Genomic DNA, 16,172 nt, shown 5'->3' on the forward strand with positions numbered 1-16,172 from the left:
GCTGATCATTTCTTGGTGTAAATCTGGTCAAAGCTGCCGCCGTCGGCAAAGTGGGCTTTGGTCGCCGGGCCCCAGCCGCCAAAGGCCTGGTCGATGGTGACCAGGTTGAGCTTGGGGAACTGTTTGGCGTACTTGGCCTGGGCCTTGGGCGAGATGGGACGGTAGAAGTTTTTGCCCGCAATGTCCTGGCCTTCATCCGAATACAGGTAATCCAGATAGGCCTGGGCCACGGCGCGGGTGCCTTTCTTGTCCACGTTTTTGTCAACCACGGTCACGGCGGGCTCGGCCAGAATGGACAGCGAGGGATAAACCACGTCGAATTTGTTGCCAAATTCTTTTTCCAGCAGATAGGCCTCGTTTTCCCAGGCGATCAGCACATCGCCCTGGTTGCGCTGGGCAAAGGTGATGGTCGAGCCCCGAGCGCCGGTGTCGAGCACAGGCACGTTCTCATAAAGCTTTTTGACAAAGTCTTTGGCTTGCGCCTCGCCACCGTATTTGCGCTTGGCAAACTCCCAGGCGGCCAGGTAGTTCCAGCGGGCGCCGCCCGATGTTTTGGGGTTGGGGGTGATCACCTTGATGCCGGACTTGACCAGATCGTCCCAGTCCTTGATGCCCTTGGGGTTGCCTTCTCGCACCGCAAAAATGATGGTCGAGGTGTAAGGCGAGCTGTTGTGCGGCAAGCGTTTTTGCCAGTCTTTGGGCACGAGGTTGCCGAATTGGTGCAGCGCGTCGGTGTCGGCCGCCAGGGCCAAGGTGGCCACATCAGCGTCCAGGCCGTCGATGATGGAGCGCGCTTGCTTGCCCGAACCCCCATGCGAGGCCTTGATGCTCACGTCCTGACCGGTCTTGGCTTTCCAGTGTTTGGCAAAGGCCTGGTTAAATTCGGCATACAACTCGCGGGTCGGGTCGTACGACACGTTGAGCAAAGTCACTGCCTGCGCGTGTGCAGACAAAGCGGCCAACCCCAGCACGGTAGCGGCTGCAAGGTGGAAAAAGTAGCGTTTGCGGCTCATGGAATCATTCCTGAAATTCGTTAAAAAATCGATGGAGTGGATTCTGAAAGCCTTTCCTTAAAACACAAACGACTGTTTTTTAATTTCTTAATGAGAAAAACATCTATGGCGCATTTTGAACACCTCAAAAGTGATGGCGTTGACCCTGGAGCAGCCCTTTGGCACTGTCGGGGCTGAAGCCACCAACCGAGGTTGCCAAGTGTTCCATGGGACGTCGGGGGTCGAAAACCCCGACATTGGTTGGCGGACCATAAAGGCTTGAATCAGGGGTCGTGGGTGCATCAAACAACGTCGGACTCTGCGAGTACCGACCTACGATTTGACCGCTGCCCTGCAGGTCGGCGGTCGAAAACCCCGACATTAGTTGGCGGACCATAAAGGCTTGAATCAGGGGTTGTGGGTGCATCAAACAACGTCGGACTCTGCGAGTACCGAACTACGATTTGACCGCTGCCCTGCAGGTCGGCGGTCGAAAACCCCGACATTGGTTGGCGGACCACAAAGGCTTGAATCAGGGGTCGTGGGTGCATCAAACAACGTCGGACTCTGCGAGTACCAACCTACGATTTGACCGCTGCCTTGTAGGTCGGCGGTCGAAGACCCCGACATTGGTTGACGGATCACAAAGGCTTGAATCAGGGGTCGTGGGTGCATCAAACAACGTCGGACTCCGCGAGTACCGACCTATGAGTTGAACGCTGCCCTGTAGGTCGGCGGTCGAATGTTTCGACATGAATGGGGCATCGACATCGCCTGCACAAGCGCAGGGGCATGGCCGTCAAACGTCGGGGTCTTCGACCGCCGACGTACAAATTTCCGTCACCGTAAGTCGGTAGCAACAAAGTCGATGTTGTTCGCTCCGGCAAAGTCACTTGCCGGGGTTCAAGCCACCGCGCTGCAAATGCCTCAAAACATCGGGCACGATGCGGTACACATGCCCGGCGATGAACATGGCACCCATCGGGTCACCGAAGGTGCCCAACGTGGTGGGCCCGAACACGCGCAAATCAGGCTGCGCCTGCCCGTCTGCAGCGAGGGCGCAGCAATTGGCATCGACCGCCAGCCCCAAATGGCAATCGTCCAGGCGCACATGCCCTTGTACAGTCAAGGCAGCGAGCAAGGGGTCGCCGGCCATGCCTGCGGCTGTGTCCAGTCCGGTGCAGTTGATGAGGGTGGCAAACACCTCGCTGCTGCACCCGCTTCCTGCGGCAGTTTGCAGACTGACTTGCATCCCGTGGCCGGATGCAGCGGATTGGACAGACTGCACCCGGCCCGCGCGAAACTGCAACTGCCCACGGTCGCAGGCTTGCTGCACCCAGTCGTCGGTGTGGGGGACCGAACGATAACGGTGCACGTCGTACCAGACACGCAGTCGTTTGAGAAAGCGCTGCTTTTCAAGCAGTGGCAGCTGAGGCCACAGTTGCCACAAAGCATCGCGCATTTCGTCAAAGGGCTGGAACCAGCTCTGGCCTTCAGCCTCGACTTGGCGAATGCGCTGGCGCAAGGCACGCAGCAAAGCGCGCACGTTGAACGGGCGCCCGACCTGCTGCAAAAACTCGGGCACGGGGTTGGCCAACCGGTCCAGCAACACGCCGCCGGGCAAGGCGTCGAGCACACCCGGCAGATCGATTTGCGACAAAACCGGCAGCGCCGGGGCTTGGGGCCGGGGCATCAAACCACGCCGCGAGGTGACCACGATGGGCCCCTGGTGTCCCTGACGCAGCAAGCTGGCCAGCACATCGCGGGACGTCAGACCACCGCCCAAAACCAGCACCCGAGCTTGGCGGTCGATGGCACGGATTCTCGGCGCATCGAAGGCGTTTTCTATCACTGCGGGGTGCGTGGCCCACTGCGGTGCAAAGGGTGCAGGCAGGCGCAAGGGGGGGTTGCCCGTGGCCAGCAGCAGCATGTCGGCGGGCAGCACCTGGCCTGCGCGGGTGTGCACCGCCCAGCCGCTGCTGGTGCGCAGCGCATCTGTGGCCTCGTCCTGGCAGTGCGTGATGTGGCAACCATTGGCAGCGCCTTGCGCGTGCGCTTGCAGGGTATCGGCCAGGTAGCGGGCAAAGTCCGAGCGCCGCATGTAGCGAGCACCATCGGGCCGCCAGGCTTCGGGGTCTTGTGTGTGCAAGCCTTGCGCCTGACACCAGCGGGTGAAATGCCAGGCGTCTTGCGGCAGCGCCGTGTGCACAAAGGCCGGAGCGTTGAGTCGGTGGTCAGGATCGCGGGTGGAATAGGCCATGCCCTGCCCCAGTTGGGCACGCGGCTCGACGATGGTGATGGCCAGTGCCTGCCTGCTTTGACGCACCAATTGCACCGCCAGGCAAACCCCCGTGTAACCGCCCCCAACGATGACGATTTGGGGCAAGTCCTTGCGCGGCGGTGTGGGGGTCTGTGTCATGGCGGATCGGCAGTGCAAAGCGTGTTCAACAGCGTATGGTGCAGACCTTTCGCCGTGTACGCTGTATCGCAGGCGTCATGACAAGGCCTTGTTTTGCAAAAAGATCAAGGTCGTGAGTAGGGGCGCGGTAGAAGACCCCGACATGGGTTGGCCGACACACCACGCACATGACAAGCGAATCCGGGCAAACAAAACGTCGAACTGTGCGAGTGCCGACCTGGGGAACCGATGCAACAGCGTGTCAGTTGGAATCGCGCAGGCGGATGATGTCTTCACGCAAGTCATGCGCCCAGGCACGGCGATCGCGGCCATGGGTGGTTTGGGGCTCACCGAAATGCACGACGGCAATGATGGGCGGGGCCGTGAGCGTGCGCCACATGGAACCAATCAGGGTGTCGTCGCCGATGTAGCACGGCGCAAAGCTGGGCTCGCCGGTTTGAGCATCCATGAACTTGAGCGACATGGGCTGCACCGGCGCATCGGCCTGGATGGCCGACTGGATCAAGTTGGCATGAAAGGGCAGCAACTCTCGCCCATCGCTGGTCGTGCCCTCTGGGAAGACCGCCACCACATCGCCGTCTTTCATGGCCTCGGCCATGTCTTTGACCATGCGCAGCGCATCCTTGCGGCTGGTGCGCTCAATGTAGAGCGTGCCTGCGCCTGTGGCCAATATGCCCACCAAGGGCCAATCACGGATGTCGGACTTGGAGACAAAGCGGCAATGCCGCGCTGCATGAATGACTGAAATGTCCAGCCAGGAAATGTGGTTGGCGACGATGAGCGCCGGGCCATTGAGCACCGGCTGCCCCAACACTTTCAGGTGAATGCCCCACAGCGCCAAAAACTGCAGTGCCCATGCTTGAACGTGAATTTCTCGCTGCTCAGGGTTCAGCTGGGGAAATCGGACGTAAATCGCCCACACGCCCATGAACACATGCCACAGGCCACGCAGCAGTTTCCAGATTGCGAGGATGCTTTTCATGGCGAAGAGGTCGAGGTCAGACTCTGCGGGTCGGACCTACAGGCCAACACTCAGGGCACCATTCATTTGGCTTCAAAAGCCACATGCCCGTTGACCACGGTAGCCATCACACGGCCAGGCAATTCATAGCCCGAAAACGGTGTGCTCTTGCCTTGGCTGTGCAATGTGCTGTCAGTCACCGGCCAGTGACCTTGGGTGGACAACACACACACATCGGCCACACCGCCCATAGCCAGCTGACCGATGGAGCCTTGCAAGGTATTGAGCGCTGTGCCCAGCACCCGGGCGGGGTCGGCCGTGACGCGGCCAATGACTTGGGCCAGATCAACCCCATCGTCCTGCCCCCATTTGAGCGCCAGGCTCCAGAGCAACTCCAGGCCCGTGGCTCCGGCTTCGGCTTCGGCAAAAGGCAGCGCCTTGGCGTCGGCGTCGACCGGGGTGTGGTCTGACACCAGCGCGTCGAGCGTGCCGTCGGCCAAACCTGCACGCAGGGCATCGCGGTCACGTTGCTGGCGCAGCACGGGCGTCAGGCGCGCACGGCTGTCAAAGTAACCCATGTCGGCATCGGTCAGGTGCAGCGAGTTGATGCTCACGTCGGCCGTCACAGGCAAGCCCTCGGACTTGGCTTGACGCACCAGATCCACACCCTGGGCGCTGCTGATGCGGCACAGATGCACGCGAGCCTGCGTGGCGCGGACCAACTCGAAAATGGTGTGCAAGGCAATCGTCTCTGCGGCCACCGACACGCTTGACAAGCCCATGCGTGTGGCCAGCGGGCCGCTGGCGGCCACGCCTTTGCCCAGGTGCAGCTCTTGCGGGCGCAACCAAACCGTGAACCCGAAAGTGCTGGCGTATTGCAAGGCGCGTTGCAGCACCTGCGTGCTGGGGATCGGCACCTCGGCCTGAGAAAAACCCACACACCCTGCGGCGGTGAGTTGGCCCATTTCGGTCAGCACATCGCCTTTAAGGCCCACAGTGAGAGCGCCCAGGGGAAGCACGCGGGCTTGGTGCAATTTTTCGGCGCGGTACCTTAGCATCTCGACCAAACCTGGCTCATCGAGTACGGGGTCGGTGTCGGGAGAGCACACCAAGCTGGTCACGCCACCGGCCACGGCCGCGGCCATTTCACTCTCCAGCATGCCCGCGTGTTCTTGCCCGGGTTCGCGCAAGCGCGCCGCCAGGTCCACCAAGCCGGGGGCCACGATGCAGCCTTTGGCGTCGATCACGCGGTTGGGCGTGAAGTCGGCAGGCGCTTGGCCCACTGCCAGGATGCGGCCCGCAGCAATCGCCACATCGGCGGTTTGGTCGAGGCCGCTGGCGGGGTCGATGACGCGGCCGTTTTGAATCAGGATCTTCATGTTCTTGTCCTTATGCCTCGTTGCCCGCGACGATGCTCATCACCGCCATGCGCACGGCGATGCCGAAGGTCACCTGCGGCAAGATCACACTTTGCTGGCCATCGACCACGGCCGAGTCGATCTCGACCCCGCGGTTGATCGGGCCGGGGTGCATGACGATGGCATCGGGCTTGGCCAGTTGCAGTTTCTCAGGCGTGAGGCCAAAGCTCTCGAAGTATTCTTGGCTGGAGGGCAGCAGCGCGCCGCTCATGCGCTCGTTTTGCAGGCGCAGCATGATGACCACGTCGCAGCCTTGGATGCCCTCTTCGAGGTTGTTGAAGACGCGCACGCCCATCTGGGCCATGTCGGCGGGCACCAACGTTTTGGGGCCGACCACGCGCACTTCGGCGCAGCCCAGGGTGGTGAGTGCGTGGATGTCCGAGCGCGCCACACGCGAGTGCAGCACGTCGCCCACGATGGCCACCGTGAGGTTGGCAAAGTCTTTTTTGTAGTGCCGGATGGTGTACATGTCCAGCAGCGCCTGGGTGGGGTGGGCATGGCGCCCGTCACCGGCGTTGACCACATGCACATGGGGCGCAACGTGCTGCGCGATCAGGTAGGGCGCGCCCGACTCGCTGTGGCGCACCACAAAGATGTCGGCGGCCATCGCGCTCAGGTTGGCGATGGTGTCGAGCAGCGACTCGCCCTTGCTGGCCGACGAACGCGCAATGTCGAGCGTGTAAACGTCGGCCGACAGGCGGGTGGCCGCGATGTCGAAGGTGGTGCGGGTGCGGGTGCTGTTTTCAAAGAACAAGTTGAAGACGCTCTTGCCGCGCAAGAGGGGCACCTTTTTGACTTCGCGGTCGCTCACGCTGACAAAGCTCGATGCCGTATCGAGGATGTGCGTGAGGATGTCCTTGGACAAACCTTCGGTGGAGAGCAGGTGGATCAGCTCGCCGTTTTTGTTCAGTTGGGGGTTGTTGCGTTTGTAGAGCATGTTGTTTTCACCTCAATCAGGCTTGGTTCTCCACGTCAAAACTGAAGCGACCTGCCGCATCGCGGGCCAGCGCCAGCGATTGCGTCTCGGGCAGGGCCACACGGGCAGCGGCGTAGTCGGCCTGCACGGGCAACTGACGGCCACCACGGTCGACCAGCACGGCCAGCTGCACGCGGGCGGGGCGACCGTAATCAAAGAGTTCATTGAGCACGGCGCGTATGGTGCGGCCGGTGTAGAGGACGTCGTCCAGAATCAGGATGTCAGCGCCATCGACCTCAAACGGCAAGCTGGTCTGCCCGCCCGCCGACAGGCCACGCTGGGCGAAATCGTCGCGGTGCATGACCGAAGACACCTGGCCCGATTCACCAGACAAACCCAGGTCGCGCTGCAGGCGCTCGGCCAGCCAGGCACCACCCGAAGTGATGCCCACCAATCGGGTGTTGGCCTGGCACAGGCTGCGCACACCGCGCAGCAGTTCCTGGTACAGGGCCTCTGCATTCAAAGCCAAAGCACTCATGGCAGGCTCCTTAAAAATTGTTCAAGAATGATGGCCGCCGCCGCCGCATCGGCGTCTTTGGCCCCATAAGAATGGGCTTCGGTGGTGGTGTAGCGCTCGTCCACCTCGTACACCGACAGGCCAAAGCGGCCGCGCAACTGGCGGCCGAACTTGCGGGCGCGCAAGGTGTTTTCGTGCTCGCCGCCATCGGGGTGGGTGGGTACGCCGATCACCAGTGCGTCGGGTTGCCATTCCTTGATGCGTTTGGCGATGTGTTCAAAGCGCGCATCGCCCTCGGCGGCGATGGTGCCTTGGGGGGTGGCCGACTTCATCAAGCGGTTGCCCACAGCCACGCCGGTGCGTTTGAGACCGTAGTCGAAGGCCAAAAAAGTCTGTTGGTTGGCGGGCACCACCATATCAGTCGGAACCTTGGGCGCGGCGCTCATGCGTGCCCCGCCTCGGGCGAGAGCATCCAGCTTTTGAGGCCCAGCAAGTCCAGAGCGCGATCGTAACGCTCGGCCATGGGCACCTCAAAAATCACATCGGCAGAGGCTGGCACCGTCAGCCAGGTGTTTTCGCCCAACTCGGATTCAAGTTGACCCTCTCCCCAAGACGAGTACCCCAGGGTGATCAGCACACGTCGTGGCCCCGCCCCCGAAGACAGCGCCTCGAGCACATCGCGGGAGGTGGTCATTTCCAATCCGCCCGGTACCGTGAGGGTGGAGGCGTAAATCGAACCACCGTCGCCCTGTGGCTTATCCTGGCCCAATGGGTCGTGCAGAACAAAGCCGCGCTCGGTTTGTACCGGGCCACCGTGCACAACAGCGTTTTGCATCAAATCTTCCCGGCGCAAAGGCAGCTCCACCTTGTCAAACAACAGGCGCATGCTGATGTCGGCGGGTTTGTTGATGATCAGGCCCATGGCGCCACGCCGACTGTGTTCACACATGTAGATGACGCTGCGGGCAAAAGTCTCGTCCTCCAACCCGGGCATGGCGATCAGGAAATGATGCTTGAGGTCAATCGAGGCAGAATCGGCGGTCATCCACCGATTTTAACGGCCCGCTTTCCCAGGAACGGGGCTTTGACGCACTTATTGATCCAACCCGGCAGACTGTCATGGAAACCACTTTCTCAAGCGGCTTGGTGTGGCTGCGGCGCGACCTGCGTGTGACCGACCATGCGGCGCTCTACCACGCTCTGAAGCACTGCCAAAAGGTGCATGTGGTGTTTGTTTTTGACACCGCCATCCTGGACACACTGCCCCGGGCCGACCGGCGGGTGGAGTTCATTCGCGATTCGCTGGTGGAGGTGGACGAGCGCTTGCGTGCGCTGGCCGGTCACCCGCAGGTCGGCCTGATCGTGCGGCACGGCGTGGCCCAGGACAAGATCGCCAAGCTGGCCCACCACCTGCAAGTGCAAGCGGTGTTTGCCAACCACGATGATGAGCCCCAAGCGCTGGCACGCGACATCCAGGTGCGCGGGCACCTGGCTGACCACGGCATCGTGCTGCACACCTACAAGGACCATGTGATCTTTGAGCGCAACGAGGTGCTGACCCAGATGGCCAAGCCCTTTGCCGTGTTCACGCCCTACAAAAACGCCTGGCTCAAGAAAATCACCCCGTTTGACCTCAAAGCCTACCCCGTCGAGAAATACGCCCACCACCTGGCCCCGCGTCCGGATGATCTGGCCCTGCCCGTGCTGGCCTTGCAAGACATCGACTTCGAGGCGACCAACCTGCATTCACTCAAGATACCCACCGGTGAGTCCGGTGGCCAGGCCTTGCTCAGTGACTTTTTGACCCGCATCGACCACTACGAAGACACGCGCAATTTTCCGGCCGTCAAAGGCCCCAGCTACTTGAGCGTGCATTTGCGCTTTGGCACCGTGTCCATTCGCCAGCTGGCCCGAGAGGCCCATGCCCGCCTGCTGGCAGGCAGCCCCGGCGCAGCGGTGTGGCTGTCCGAGTTGATCTGGCGCGATTTTTATGTGCAAGTGATGCACAACTTTTCGCATGTGGGCCGGGGCAAGAGTTTCAAGCCCGAATACGACGCCATCCAATGGGAACACGGCACGCACGCCCACAAACTGTTTGACGCTTGGTGCCAGGCCCGCACCGGCTACCCGCTGGTGGACGCGGCCATGCGCCAACTTAACCAAACCGGCTATATGCACAACCGCCTGCGCATGGTGGTGGCCAGCTTTTTGGTGAAAGATTTGGGTATCGACTGGCGCTGGGGCGAGCGCTACTTTGCCGAACATTTGAACGATTTTGACCTGTCAGCCAACAACGGTGGTTGGCAGTGGGCCAGCTCCAGCGGCTGTGATGCGCAGCCCTACTTTCGCATCTTCAACCCCATCAGCCAAAGCGAAAAATTCGACCCCGAGGGCAAGTTCATCCGCCGCTATGTGCCCGAATTGGCGGCCCTGCCCACGGCAGCGCTGCACGCGCCCTGGCTGGCCAAGCCCATGGAACTGCAATCCGCCGAGGTGGTGATTGGCAAAACCTATCCGGCGCCGATCGTGGACCACGCCGAGGCCCGCGAGAAAACGCTGGCACGTTATGCCGTGGTCAAGAAAAAAACCGCCTGATCAGGGGCTTTCGCATCAAGACAGTGACTGCAGGTCGGTGGCTTCAGGCTCGAGAGGGGGGGTCGCTGAACCACGCATGTCGGACCTGAAGGTGCCGACCTACAAATACAAAAGCGGCAGAACTGCGATCAGATCGCGACCATCTCGAAATCTTCTTTGCGGGCTGCGCACTCGGGGCAGGTCCAATTCATGGGCACATCTTCCCATTTGGTGCCTGGCGCAATACCGTGCTCGGGGTCGCCTTCGGCTTCGTCGTAAATCCAGCCGCAAATCAGGCACATCCAGGTTTTGTGTTCCATCACAGTATCGCAATCAGAGAGTCGAATAGAATGATTTGATTGTATCGGGCCGCGCAACGTGCCCGGCTGAAGACCTTCTGCAGCCCTCCTGCCATCTGCTTTAATGACCGATCACAACACCCCCACCCAAGACCCCGAAGCACCAGACTCCGAAGAATCAGCCGGTCTGGCCTGCATTTTGTCGTTCAACGCCATCGACCCCAGCGGCGCAGGCGGCCTGACCTGTGACGCCACAGCCATGGCCTCAGTCGGTGCGCACTGCCTGCCGATCTGCACTGGCGCCTATGTGCGGGACACCACCAGCATCACCGACTTCTACCCCCTGGACGAGGAAGCCGTCCATGACCAGGCCCGTGCTGTGGCCGAAGACATGCCGGTACAGGTCATCAAAGTGGGCTTTGCTGGAACACCGGAAATTCTGGCCACCATTGCCGAGCTGGCAGATGACTACATTGATGTGCCGGTGGTGGCCTACATGCCCAACCTGTCCTGGTGGGAGGATGACAAGATTGACGCTTATCTGGACGCCTTTCGCGAGTTGCTGCTGCCCCAAACCAGCGTCTTGATCGGCCACCACAGCACTTTGCGGCGTTGGTTGCTGCCTGAATGGACAGGCGAGCGCAACCCAGGTCCGCGCGACATTGCCAAGGCAGCAGCCGAATTGGGCGTGCCCTACACCCTGGTGACCGGCATGCCCTTGCCCGAACAACACATTGACAACGTGCTCGCCTCACCTGAAACCGTGCTGTGCCACGAAAAATTTGAGCGCATCGAGGCCATCTTTGTGGGTGCGGGCGACACACTGACTGCCGCGCTGGCCGCTTTGCTGGCCACGGGCATGGACCTGCCCGAAGCCACCAACGAAGCCCTGCACTATCTGGACCGTTGCCTGGACGAAGGCTTTCGTCCCGGCATGGGGCAGGTCATTCCTGATCGCCTGTTTTGGGCACTGCCCGACGAAGAAGATGGCGCATCAGAAGAGGACGACGCCGATGCGCATCCGGGTGCGGACTACTTTGAAGTGCCTTTTAACGAAACCAAACATTGAAGCCGGAGACAAAAACAATGACCGATCGCAACCAAGCCCTTTTTGACCGCGCCGCCCAAGTGATTCCCGGTGGCGTGAACTCGCCAGTGCGTGCCTTTCGTGCCGTAGGCGGCACACCCCGCTTTGTGCAGCGCGCGCAAGGCGCTTATTTTTGGGACGCCAACGGCCAGAAATACATCGACTACATCGGCTCCTGGGGTCCGATGATCCTGGGCCACGGCCATCCGGCGGTGCTCGAAGCCGTGCAAAAAGCCGCACTGGACGGCTTCTCGTTTGGCGCACCCACCGAGCGCGAGATCGAGCTGGCCGAAGAAATTTTGAAGCATGTGCCGTCGATGGAAATGGTGCGTCTGGTCAGCTCGGGCACCGAAGCGGGCATGAGCGCACTGCGCCTGGCCCGCGGTGCCACCGGTCGCACCAAGTTCATCAAGTTTGAAGGTTGCTACCACGGCCACGCCGATGCGCTGCTGGTCAAGGCCGGATCGGGCCTGGCCACCTTTGGCAACCCCACCAGCGCGGGCGTGCCGCCCGAGGTGGTGCGTGACACACTGGTGCTCGAATACAACAACATCCAGCAGCTGGAAGAAGCTTTTGCCCTGCACGGCAACGAACTGGCCTGCGTGATGATCGAGCCGATTGCGGGCAATATGAACTTCGTGCGCGCCAGCGTGCCCTTCATGACGCGCTGCCGCGAGCTGTGTACACAGCACGGCGCATTGCTGGTGTTTGACGAAGTCATGTCCGGTTTCCGAGTGGCACTGGGCAGCGCCCAAAGCGTTTATGCCGGTCTGATCCCGGGTTTCAAACCCGACATGACGGTGCTGGGCAAGGTGATTGGTGGCGGCATGCCGCTGGCCGCTTTTGGCGGTCCGCGCGACATCATGTCCAAGTTGGCGCCCACTGGCCCGGTGTACCAGGCAGGCACTTTGAGCGGCAACCCGGTGGCCACAGCCTGCGGCCTGGCGACGCTGCGCGAAATTGCCAAGCCCGGCTTCTGGCAAGCCCTGAGCGCCCGCACCCAAAGCCTGGTCGATGGCCTGAAAACGGCTGCCGCAGGCGCTGGCGTGCCTTTTGCCGCCGACTGTCAGGGCGGCATGTTTGGCTTCTTCTTGCTGCCCGAGCTGCCACAAAACTACGCCAAGGTCATGACCAGCGACAGCCCCAAGTTCAACAAACTCTTCCACGGCTTGCTGGACGGTGGCGTGTACATCGCCCCCGCGCTGTACGAGGCCGGGTTTGTGAGCGCAGCCCACACCGACGCCGACATCGCGCAGACCGTGCAAGTGGCCAGCGACGTTTTTGCAACGCTCTGACATGAAAGCGCTGCTCGCTCTGGCCCTGTTGCTGTCGGCGGGTCTGGCGCGGGCAGACTTTGACGCCAGCCGCTTGTGGGTCAACGCCGGGTTCTATTCGGCGCACTTTGACACCGACAAAGGCCTGCGCAACGCCAATCCCGGTCTGGGGTTTGAGTACAAGCTTGATGACGCCTGGTCTGCCACAGCGGGCCGCTTCATCAACAGCGACAGCGCAAACTCCAGTTATGTGGGCGCCTACTACCAACCTTGGGTCGTGTCTGGCATCAAGCTGGGCGTGGTGGGCGGTGCGTTCAATGGCTACCCCAAGGCCTTCAATGGAGGCTGGTTCCCGGCCGTACTGCCCGTGGCCACTTACGAATCGGGTCCATGGGGTCTGAACGTGGCCTTGGTCCCGCCACTCAAAGACCGCCTGTACGGCGCGCTGAGCTTTCAACTCAAATTCAGACTGCCTTGACACCGCTTGCGCCCCACCTGGATCGCCGAAGCTGGCTGACTGCTCTGCTGTGCAGTGCTTTGCCCTTGTGGGCCCAAAGCCCAACCTGGCCCGCCAAACCCATCAAACTCACCGTCGCCTACCCACCTGGGGGTGTGAGCGACATGGTGGCACGCGCCTTGGCCGAGCAGCTCACCACACGACTGGGCATGCCCGTGCTGGTGGACAACCGCGCCGGGGCAGGTGGCTCGCTGGCGGTCAATGCAGTGGCCAAGTCGGCACCCGATGGCTACAGCCTGGTGTTCACCGCCCTGTCACCGCTGACGCTCAGCCCTCACTTGAGCAGCCTGCCTTATGACGCCGTGAAAGACCTCACGCCCGTGGCCAGCGTGATGTACTCGCCTGTGCTGATCGCGGCCACACCGGCCCTGACCCAAGGCGACTTCAAGGCCCTGCTGGCCCGCGCCAAGCAGCAGCCCGACGCCTTGCGCTGGGCGACTTCGGGCTCGGGATCGCTGGGCCACCTGATGCTGGAGAACATCCGCAGCAGCGCGCAGGTGCGCATCACCCATGTGCCCTACAAGGGCGGCGGCCAGCAGATCACCGACGCACTGAGCGGGCAATTCGAAATTTTGTCGACCAACGCCTCGGGTGTGGTGCTGCAACACATCAAGGAAAGCCGCCTGCGTGCCCTGGCCGTGGGCGCTGCAGCGCGGCTGGATGCGCTGCCCGGGGTGCCCACGCTGGCCGAGCTGGGTTTCGCTGCAGCCAACTTCAGCTCGCGTTTTGGCATTTTTGCCCCGTCGGGCGTGCCCAGCGCCATCGTTGAAAAACTCCATGCGCAGATCAACGCGGTGCTGGCCCTGCCCGCCTTGCGCGAGCGCTTGATCGCGGCCGAATGCGTGGCCGCTCCCGCCTCAGTGGCTGACTTCGCCAAAGCCGTGAGCAGCGAATACAAGCACATGGGCAGCATCGTGCGCGAAGCGAAGATTCAGGCCGACTGAACCCAAACACTGCCCTGAACGGGCTTCAGTCTTGTGGCAAGACCAGGCATCGCTCCAGACCAAACCGCTCAAAGTCACGGTCAAAGGTGACCATGCGCAGGCCCGCACTTTGTGCGGTGGCTGCCAGTCCAATGTCTGTCCACAAGCGAATGGGCTGCGGTTCCGCTCGACGCCCCAGAATCTGCTCAATCGCGTCATCCACCCCAGGCGGATCGACCAACAAACCCACCGCCGGGGTGTCAAGCCACTGCCTGTACATGACCATGGCTTGCGTCAGACTCAAGACATTGGGGCCCATCGCACGGGGCTGCGACAAGATGCGAACCAAACCCAACATGGTGGTGCGGCAAAACCACAAAGTGGTTCCTGCCTCGCAGGTCGATTCCCAGTACCGCATGGCCGCCGCATGCGACGGGTGTGCGGCGCAGCACAAGCCCACCCAAATGTTCACATCGGGCAAATCGCCTGGTGCCAAACGCCAATTGGCTGAAGCCTCAGCGGCGCGCCATGAGTTCGATGGCTCGGTCATCGTCGTCTTTGTTGATGATTTCATACAGGTCAGCATTGCTCAACTTGCTCAGATCCAGCGGCAATGGCCCTTGATTGGGGATGACCATGGGCCTGGCTTCAAACCGCTGCCGCGGGTCCACCACTTCGCGGGCGTTCAAGCCCCGCTCAACCAGCTCAATGACCAGGTCGCGCAGGGTGCGCCCCTCTTGGGCGGCCCGGGTCTTGAGGTGCTTGAACAGCAAATCAGGAAAATCAAGTGAAGTACGCATGTCTGCATTTTTGCATAAACGCATCAAAATGCGCAAGCTGATCTGACCCACGACCCGGCCAAAGCTCAAGCTGTCGGGCAAACCAGCGATAATTCGCCCCTGCATTCACGTCCGGAACGGGCGCTTGCCCCCACCCCAAGGACAAACGATGAAAAAAAATTTCCCCCTGCAAGCCGAAGGCAAGCACCCTGACCGTGTGCTCGAAGCCGTCAAACACGAGATCCGCAAATACTTCAAACGCGAACGAAACCGCGCTGTGCCCAAAGGCGCAGATTTTTGGGACTTTGACTGCAAAGTGGGCCTGACCGCCGAAAGCGCCGAAGTGGTGCGCGTGAGCGGTGTGATCGAGGCGGTGGACGCAGCGGCCAAGTCGGGCTCGGCCTCGGTGTATGTGAAAATTTTGAGCAAGCACGGCGTGCGAGTCCTGCGCGCGCCAAACGAATCAGGCGACGCTTCGGGTGAGGACGATTTGCCCCAGTCCGATTGAATCATTCATGAGGTCAAAAAAACCTCAAACGCTGTTCCGCTGCGCCCTCAAAAGCAGCCTCTGAATCAGTCCCCGCATCCACTGCTGATCCGCGTCTTGCTCTGTGCTGGCATGCCATACCAGATTCACTTCATAGGCCGGTGCGTCTTCAATCGCCCACATCTGCAGCTTCAAACTCTGGCTCAAGTCGCGGGCATACATCTCGGGCACGATGGACAGCAAATCGGTGCTTTGGGTCAACTCGGCAATCGAGCCGAAATGGCGGGGCCTGACCAGAATCCGGTCTTGCAGTTTCATGCCCGTCAGCATTTTTTCAACGCTGCCATGGAAAGTGGCCGTGGGCGAGACCACCACAAACCGGGCTTGAGCCAATTGCGCTGGGCTGAGCGTTTTGCTGCGACCCAGGGGGGCAGGCACCCAGTCTTTCGAAGAAACCGCCATGTAGCGTTCTTTGAACAGCAACTGACTGCGAATGCCCCGGTGCTGCGGTTTCAAGATGCCAATGGCCATGTCAATGTCACGCGCCTCCAGTGCAGATGCAACCTGGGCGGCATCGACGGAAATGTTGGACAAAGAGGCTTGGGGCGATTCGCTGCGCAAGGCAGCGGCCAGGCGTGGCAGAAACAGGATTTCACCTAAATCAGACAAGGACAGCTGCCAATGCCGCTGGCTGCTCAGGGCGTCAAACGGCTGGTGGTTGAGCACCAAACTTTCCATGGCCAGGAGTTGCGACTGCATGGCCGGTGCGAGCTGCTCGCACAAGCGGGTGGGTTGCAGCCCGGCGGGTGATCGCACAAACAAATCGTCGCCAAAAAATTCACGCAAACGTGCCAGTGCATTGCTGGTGGCGGGCTGCGACAAGGCCAGTGCCTTGCCTGCGGCCGTGACAGATCGGGTGCGGTGAATGGCCACCAGCACACGCAAAAGGTTCAGGTCGAGTTGTCGAAAATTCATGCTTTACCCATGGTTCATATGAATAAGGGTTGCT

The 16,172-nt window shown here is 61.2% G+C and carries 18 protein-coding genes; 6 read left to right on the top strand and 12 right to left on the bottom strand.

The window, feature by feature from the left end; translation table 11 throughout:
• Nucleotides 1-5: 5 nt before the first annotated feature.
• The 8 genes from B9Z51_RS10700 to B9Z51_RS10735 form a co-directional block, all read right to left on the bottom strand.
• Nucleotides 6-1,013, bottom strand: a complete 1,008-nt coding sequence (locus B9Z51_RS10700; RefSeq protein WP_108374381.1) for a sulfate ABC transporter substrate-binding protein — start codon at nucleotides 1,011-1,013, stop codon at nucleotides 6-8.
• 868 nt (nucleotides 1,014-1,881) lie between these two features.
• Nucleotides 1,882-3,411: an FAD/NAD(P)-binding protein gene (locus B9Z51_RS10705; protein ID WP_108374383.1), complete on the bottom strand. Its 1,530-nt coding sequence runs from the start codon at nucleotides 3,409-3,411 to the stop codon at nucleotides 1,882-1,884.
• Between the two features lie 241 nt (nucleotides 3,412-3,652).
• Nucleotides 3,653-4,393: a 1-acyl-sn-glycerol-3-phosphate acyltransferase gene (locus B9Z51_RS10710; protein ID WP_108374385.1), complete on the bottom strand. Its 741-nt coding sequence runs from the start codon at nucleotides 4,391-4,393 to the stop codon at nucleotides 3,653-3,655.
• A 62-nt stretch (nucleotides 4,394-4,455) separates the two neighbouring features.
• The gene (locus tag B9Z51_RS10715; RefSeq protein ID WP_108374387.1) at nucleotides 4,456-5,751 is read right to left on the bottom strand and encodes a dihydroorotase; all 1,296 of its coding nucleotides are present in this window, start codon (nucleotides 5,749-5,751) and stop codon (nucleotides 4,456-4,458) included.
• A 10-nt stretch (nucleotides 5,752-5,761) separates the two neighbouring features.
• Nucleotides 5,762-6,727, bottom strand: coding sequence for an aspartate carbamoyltransferase catalytic subunit (locus B9Z51_RS10720; RefSeq protein ID WP_108374389.1), 966 nt, complete (start codon nucleotides 6,725-6,727; stop codon nucleotides 5,762-5,764).
• A 16-nt stretch (nucleotides 6,728-6,743) separates the two neighbouring features.
• Entirely contained in the window at nucleotides 6,744-7,244 is a 501-nt protein-coding gene (gene pyrR / locus B9Z51_RS10725) for a bifunctional pyr operon transcriptional regulator/uracil phosphoribosyltransferase PyrR (protein ID WP_108374391.1), read from the bottom strand.
• Nucleotides 7,241-7,669, bottom strand: coding sequence for a Holliday junction resolvase RuvX (gene ruvX / locus B9Z51_RS10730; RefSeq protein ID WP_108374393.1), 429 nt, complete (start codon nucleotides 7,667-7,669; stop codon nucleotides 7,241-7,243). The genes pyrR and ruvX overlap by 4 nt, the downstream gene beginning before the upstream one ends.
• Complete coding sequence (locus B9Z51_RS10735; protein WP_108374395.1) at nucleotides 7,666-8,268, bottom strand: YqgE/AlgH family protein; 603 nt, start codon at nucleotides 8,266-8,268, stop codon at nucleotides 7,666-7,668. Before B9Z51_RS10735 ends, ruvX begins: the two co-directional genes overlap by 4 nt.
• A 74-nt stretch (nucleotides 8,269-8,342) precedes the next feature.
• Here B9Z51_RS10735 and B9Z51_RS10740 point away from each other — a divergent pair, with 74 nt between their 5' ends.
• The gene (locus tag B9Z51_RS10740; protein WP_108374397.1) at nucleotides 8,343-9,818 is read left to right on the top strand and encodes a deoxyribodipyrimidine photo-lyase; all 1,476 of its coding nucleotides are present in this window, start codon (nucleotides 8,343-8,345) and stop codon (nucleotides 9,816-9,818) included.
• Nucleotides 9,819-9,946: 128 nt separating this feature from the next.
• Here B9Z51_RS10740 and B9Z51_RS10745 read toward each other — a convergent pair whose 3' ends face one another.
• Nucleotides 9,947-10,117, bottom strand: coding sequence for a rubredoxin (locus tag B9Z51_RS10745; protein WP_019427587.1), 171 nt, complete (start codon nucleotides 10,115-10,117; stop codon nucleotides 9,947-9,949).
• A gap of 103 nt (nucleotides 10,118-10,220) precedes the next feature.
• Here B9Z51_RS10745 and B9Z51_RS10750 point away from each other — a divergent pair, with 103 nt between their 5' ends.
• Genes B9Z51_RS10750 through B9Z51_RS10765 form a run of 4 tightly spaced genes read left to right on the top strand, consistent with a single transcriptional unit; the run spans nucleotide 10,221 to nucleotide 13,918 of the window.
• Nucleotides 10,221-11,165 (top strand): bifunctional hydroxymethylpyrimidine kinase/phosphomethylpyrimidine kinase, encoded by a 945-nt coding sequence (locus B9Z51_RS10750; protein ID WP_108374399.1) that lies wholly within the window; start codon nucleotides 10,221-10,223, stop codon nucleotides 11,163-11,165.
• Between the two features lie 17 nt (nucleotides 11,166-11,182).
• Nucleotides 11,183-12,478, top strand: coding sequence for a glutamate-1-semialdehyde 2,1-aminomutase (hemL, locus tag B9Z51_RS10755; protein ID WP_108374401.1), 1,296 nt, complete (start codon nucleotides 11,183-11,185; stop codon nucleotides 12,476-12,478).
• Nucleotide 12,479: 1 nt separating this feature from the next.
• The gene (locus B9Z51_RS10760; RefSeq protein ID WP_108374967.1) at nucleotides 12,480-12,935 is read left to right on the top strand and encodes a hypothetical protein; all 456 of its coding nucleotides are present in this window, start codon (nucleotides 12,480-12,482) and stop codon (nucleotides 12,933-12,935) included.
• Entirely contained in the window at nucleotides 12,932-13,918 is a 987-nt protein-coding gene (locus B9Z51_RS10765; protein ID WP_233254916.1) for a tripartite tricarboxylate transporter substrate binding protein, read from the top strand. Before B9Z51_RS10760 ends, B9Z51_RS10765 begins: the two co-directional genes overlap by 4 nt.
• Nucleotides 13,919-13,943: 25 nt before the next feature.
• Here the strand turns inward: B9Z51_RS10765 and B9Z51_RS10770 are convergent, their stop codons facing one another.
• Complete coding sequence (locus B9Z51_RS10770) at nucleotides 13,944-14,447, bottom strand: TA system VapC family ribonuclease toxin (protein ID WP_158272870.1); 504 nt, start codon at nucleotides 14,445-14,447, stop codon at nucleotides 13,944-13,946.
• Nucleotides 14,413-14,697, bottom strand: a complete 285-nt coding sequence (locus B9Z51_RS10775) for a hypothetical protein (protein WP_146187742.1) — start codon at nucleotides 14,695-14,697, stop codon at nucleotides 14,413-14,415. The genes B9Z51_RS10770 and B9Z51_RS10775 overlap by 35 nt, the downstream gene beginning before the upstream one ends.
• Before the next feature lie 148 nt (nucleotides 14,698-14,845).
• Here B9Z51_RS10775 and B9Z51_RS10780 point away from each other — a divergent pair, with 148 nt between their 5' ends.
• Nucleotides 14,846-15,184: a DUF6172 family protein gene (locus tag B9Z51_RS10780; protein ID WP_108374409.1), complete on the top strand. Its 339-nt coding sequence runs from the start codon at nucleotides 14,846-14,848 to the stop codon at nucleotides 15,182-15,184.
• Between the two features lie 24 nt (nucleotides 15,185-15,208).
• On the opposite strand, the gene B9Z51_RS10785 is transcribed toward B9Z51_RS10780, so the two are convergent.
• Nucleotides 15,209-16,138, bottom strand: a complete 930-nt coding sequence (locus tag B9Z51_RS10785; protein WP_108374411.1) for a LysR family transcriptional regulator — start codon at nucleotides 16,136-16,138, stop codon at nucleotides 15,209-15,211.
• Between the last annotated feature and the right edge of the window lie 34 nt (nucleotides 16,139-16,172).

The sequence above is a fragment of the Limnohabitans sp. T6-5 genome (assembly GCF_003063315.1).
Taxonomy (GTDB): Bacteria; Pseudomonadota; Gammaproteobacteria; order Burkholderiales; family Burkholderiaceae_C; genus Limnohabitans_A.

Excerpts from the sequence above, each read along its gene's own strand:
- B9Z51_RS10700 (WP_108374381.1), bottom strand. The coding sequence starts at position 1,013 with ATGAGCCGCAAACGCTACTTTTTCCACCTTGCAGCCGCTACCGTGCTG.
- B9Z51_RS10705 (WP_108374383.1), bottom strand. The coding sequence starts at position 3,411 with ATGACACAGACCCCCACACCGCCGCGCAAGGACTTGCCCCAAATCGTC.
- B9Z51_RS10710 (WP_108374385.1), bottom strand. The coding sequence starts at position 4,393 with ATGAAAAGCATCCTCGCAATCTGGAAACTGCTGCGTGGCCTGTGGCAT.
- B9Z51_RS10715 (WP_108374387.1), bottom strand. The coding sequence starts at position 5,751 with ATGAAGATCCTGATTCAAAACGGCCGCGTCATCGACCCCGCCAGCGGC.
- B9Z51_RS10720 (WP_108374389.1), bottom strand. The coding sequence starts at position 6,727 with ATGCTCTACAAACGCAACAACCCCCAACTGAACAAAAACGGCGAGCTG.
- pyrR (WP_108374391.1), bottom strand. The coding sequence starts at position 7,244 with ATGAGTGCTTTGGCTTTGAATGCAGAGGCCCTGTACCAGGAACTGCTG.
- ruvX (WP_108374393.1), bottom strand. The coding sequence starts at position 7,669 with ATGAGCGCCGCGCCCAAGGTTCCGACTGATATGGTGGTGCCCGCCAAC.
- B9Z51_RS10735 (WP_108374395.1), bottom strand. The coding sequence starts at position 8,268 with ATGACCGCCGATTCTGCCTCGATTGACCTCAAGCATCATTTCCTGATC.
- B9Z51_RS10740 (WP_108374397.1), top strand. The coding sequence starts at position 8,343 with ATGGAAACCACTTTCTCAAGCGGCTTGGTGTGGCTGCGGCGCGACCTG.
- B9Z51_RS10745 (WP_019427587.1), bottom strand. The coding sequence starts at position 10,117 with ATGGAACACAAAACCTGGATGTGCCTGATTTGCGGCTGGATTTACGAC.
- B9Z51_RS10750 (WP_108374399.1), top strand. The coding sequence starts at position 10,221 with ATGACCGATCACAACACCCCCACCCAAGACCCCGAAGCACCAGACTCC.
- hemL (WP_108374401.1), top strand. The coding sequence starts at position 11,183 with ATGACCGATCGCAACCAAGCCCTTTTTGACCGCGCCGCCCAAGTGATT.
- B9Z51_RS10760 (WP_108374967.1), top strand. The coding sequence starts at position 12,480 with ATGAAAGCGCTGCTCGCTCTGGCCCTGTTGCTGTCGGCGGGTCTGGCG.
- B9Z51_RS10770 (WP_158272870.1), bottom strand. The coding sequence starts at position 14,447 with ATGACCGAGCCATCGAACTCATGGCGCGCCGCTGAGGCTTCAGCCAAT.
- B9Z51_RS10775 (WP_146187742.1), bottom strand. The coding sequence starts at position 14,697 with ATGCGTACTTCACTTGATTTTCCTGATTTGCTGTTCAAGCACCTCAAG.
- B9Z51_RS10780 (WP_108374409.1), top strand. The coding sequence starts at position 14,846 with ATGAAAAAAAATTTCCCCCTGCAAGCCGAAGGCAAGCACCCTGACCGT.
- B9Z51_RS10785 (WP_108374411.1), bottom strand. The coding sequence starts at position 16,138 with ATGAATTTTCGACAACTCGACCTGAACCTTTTGCGTGTGCTGGTGGCC.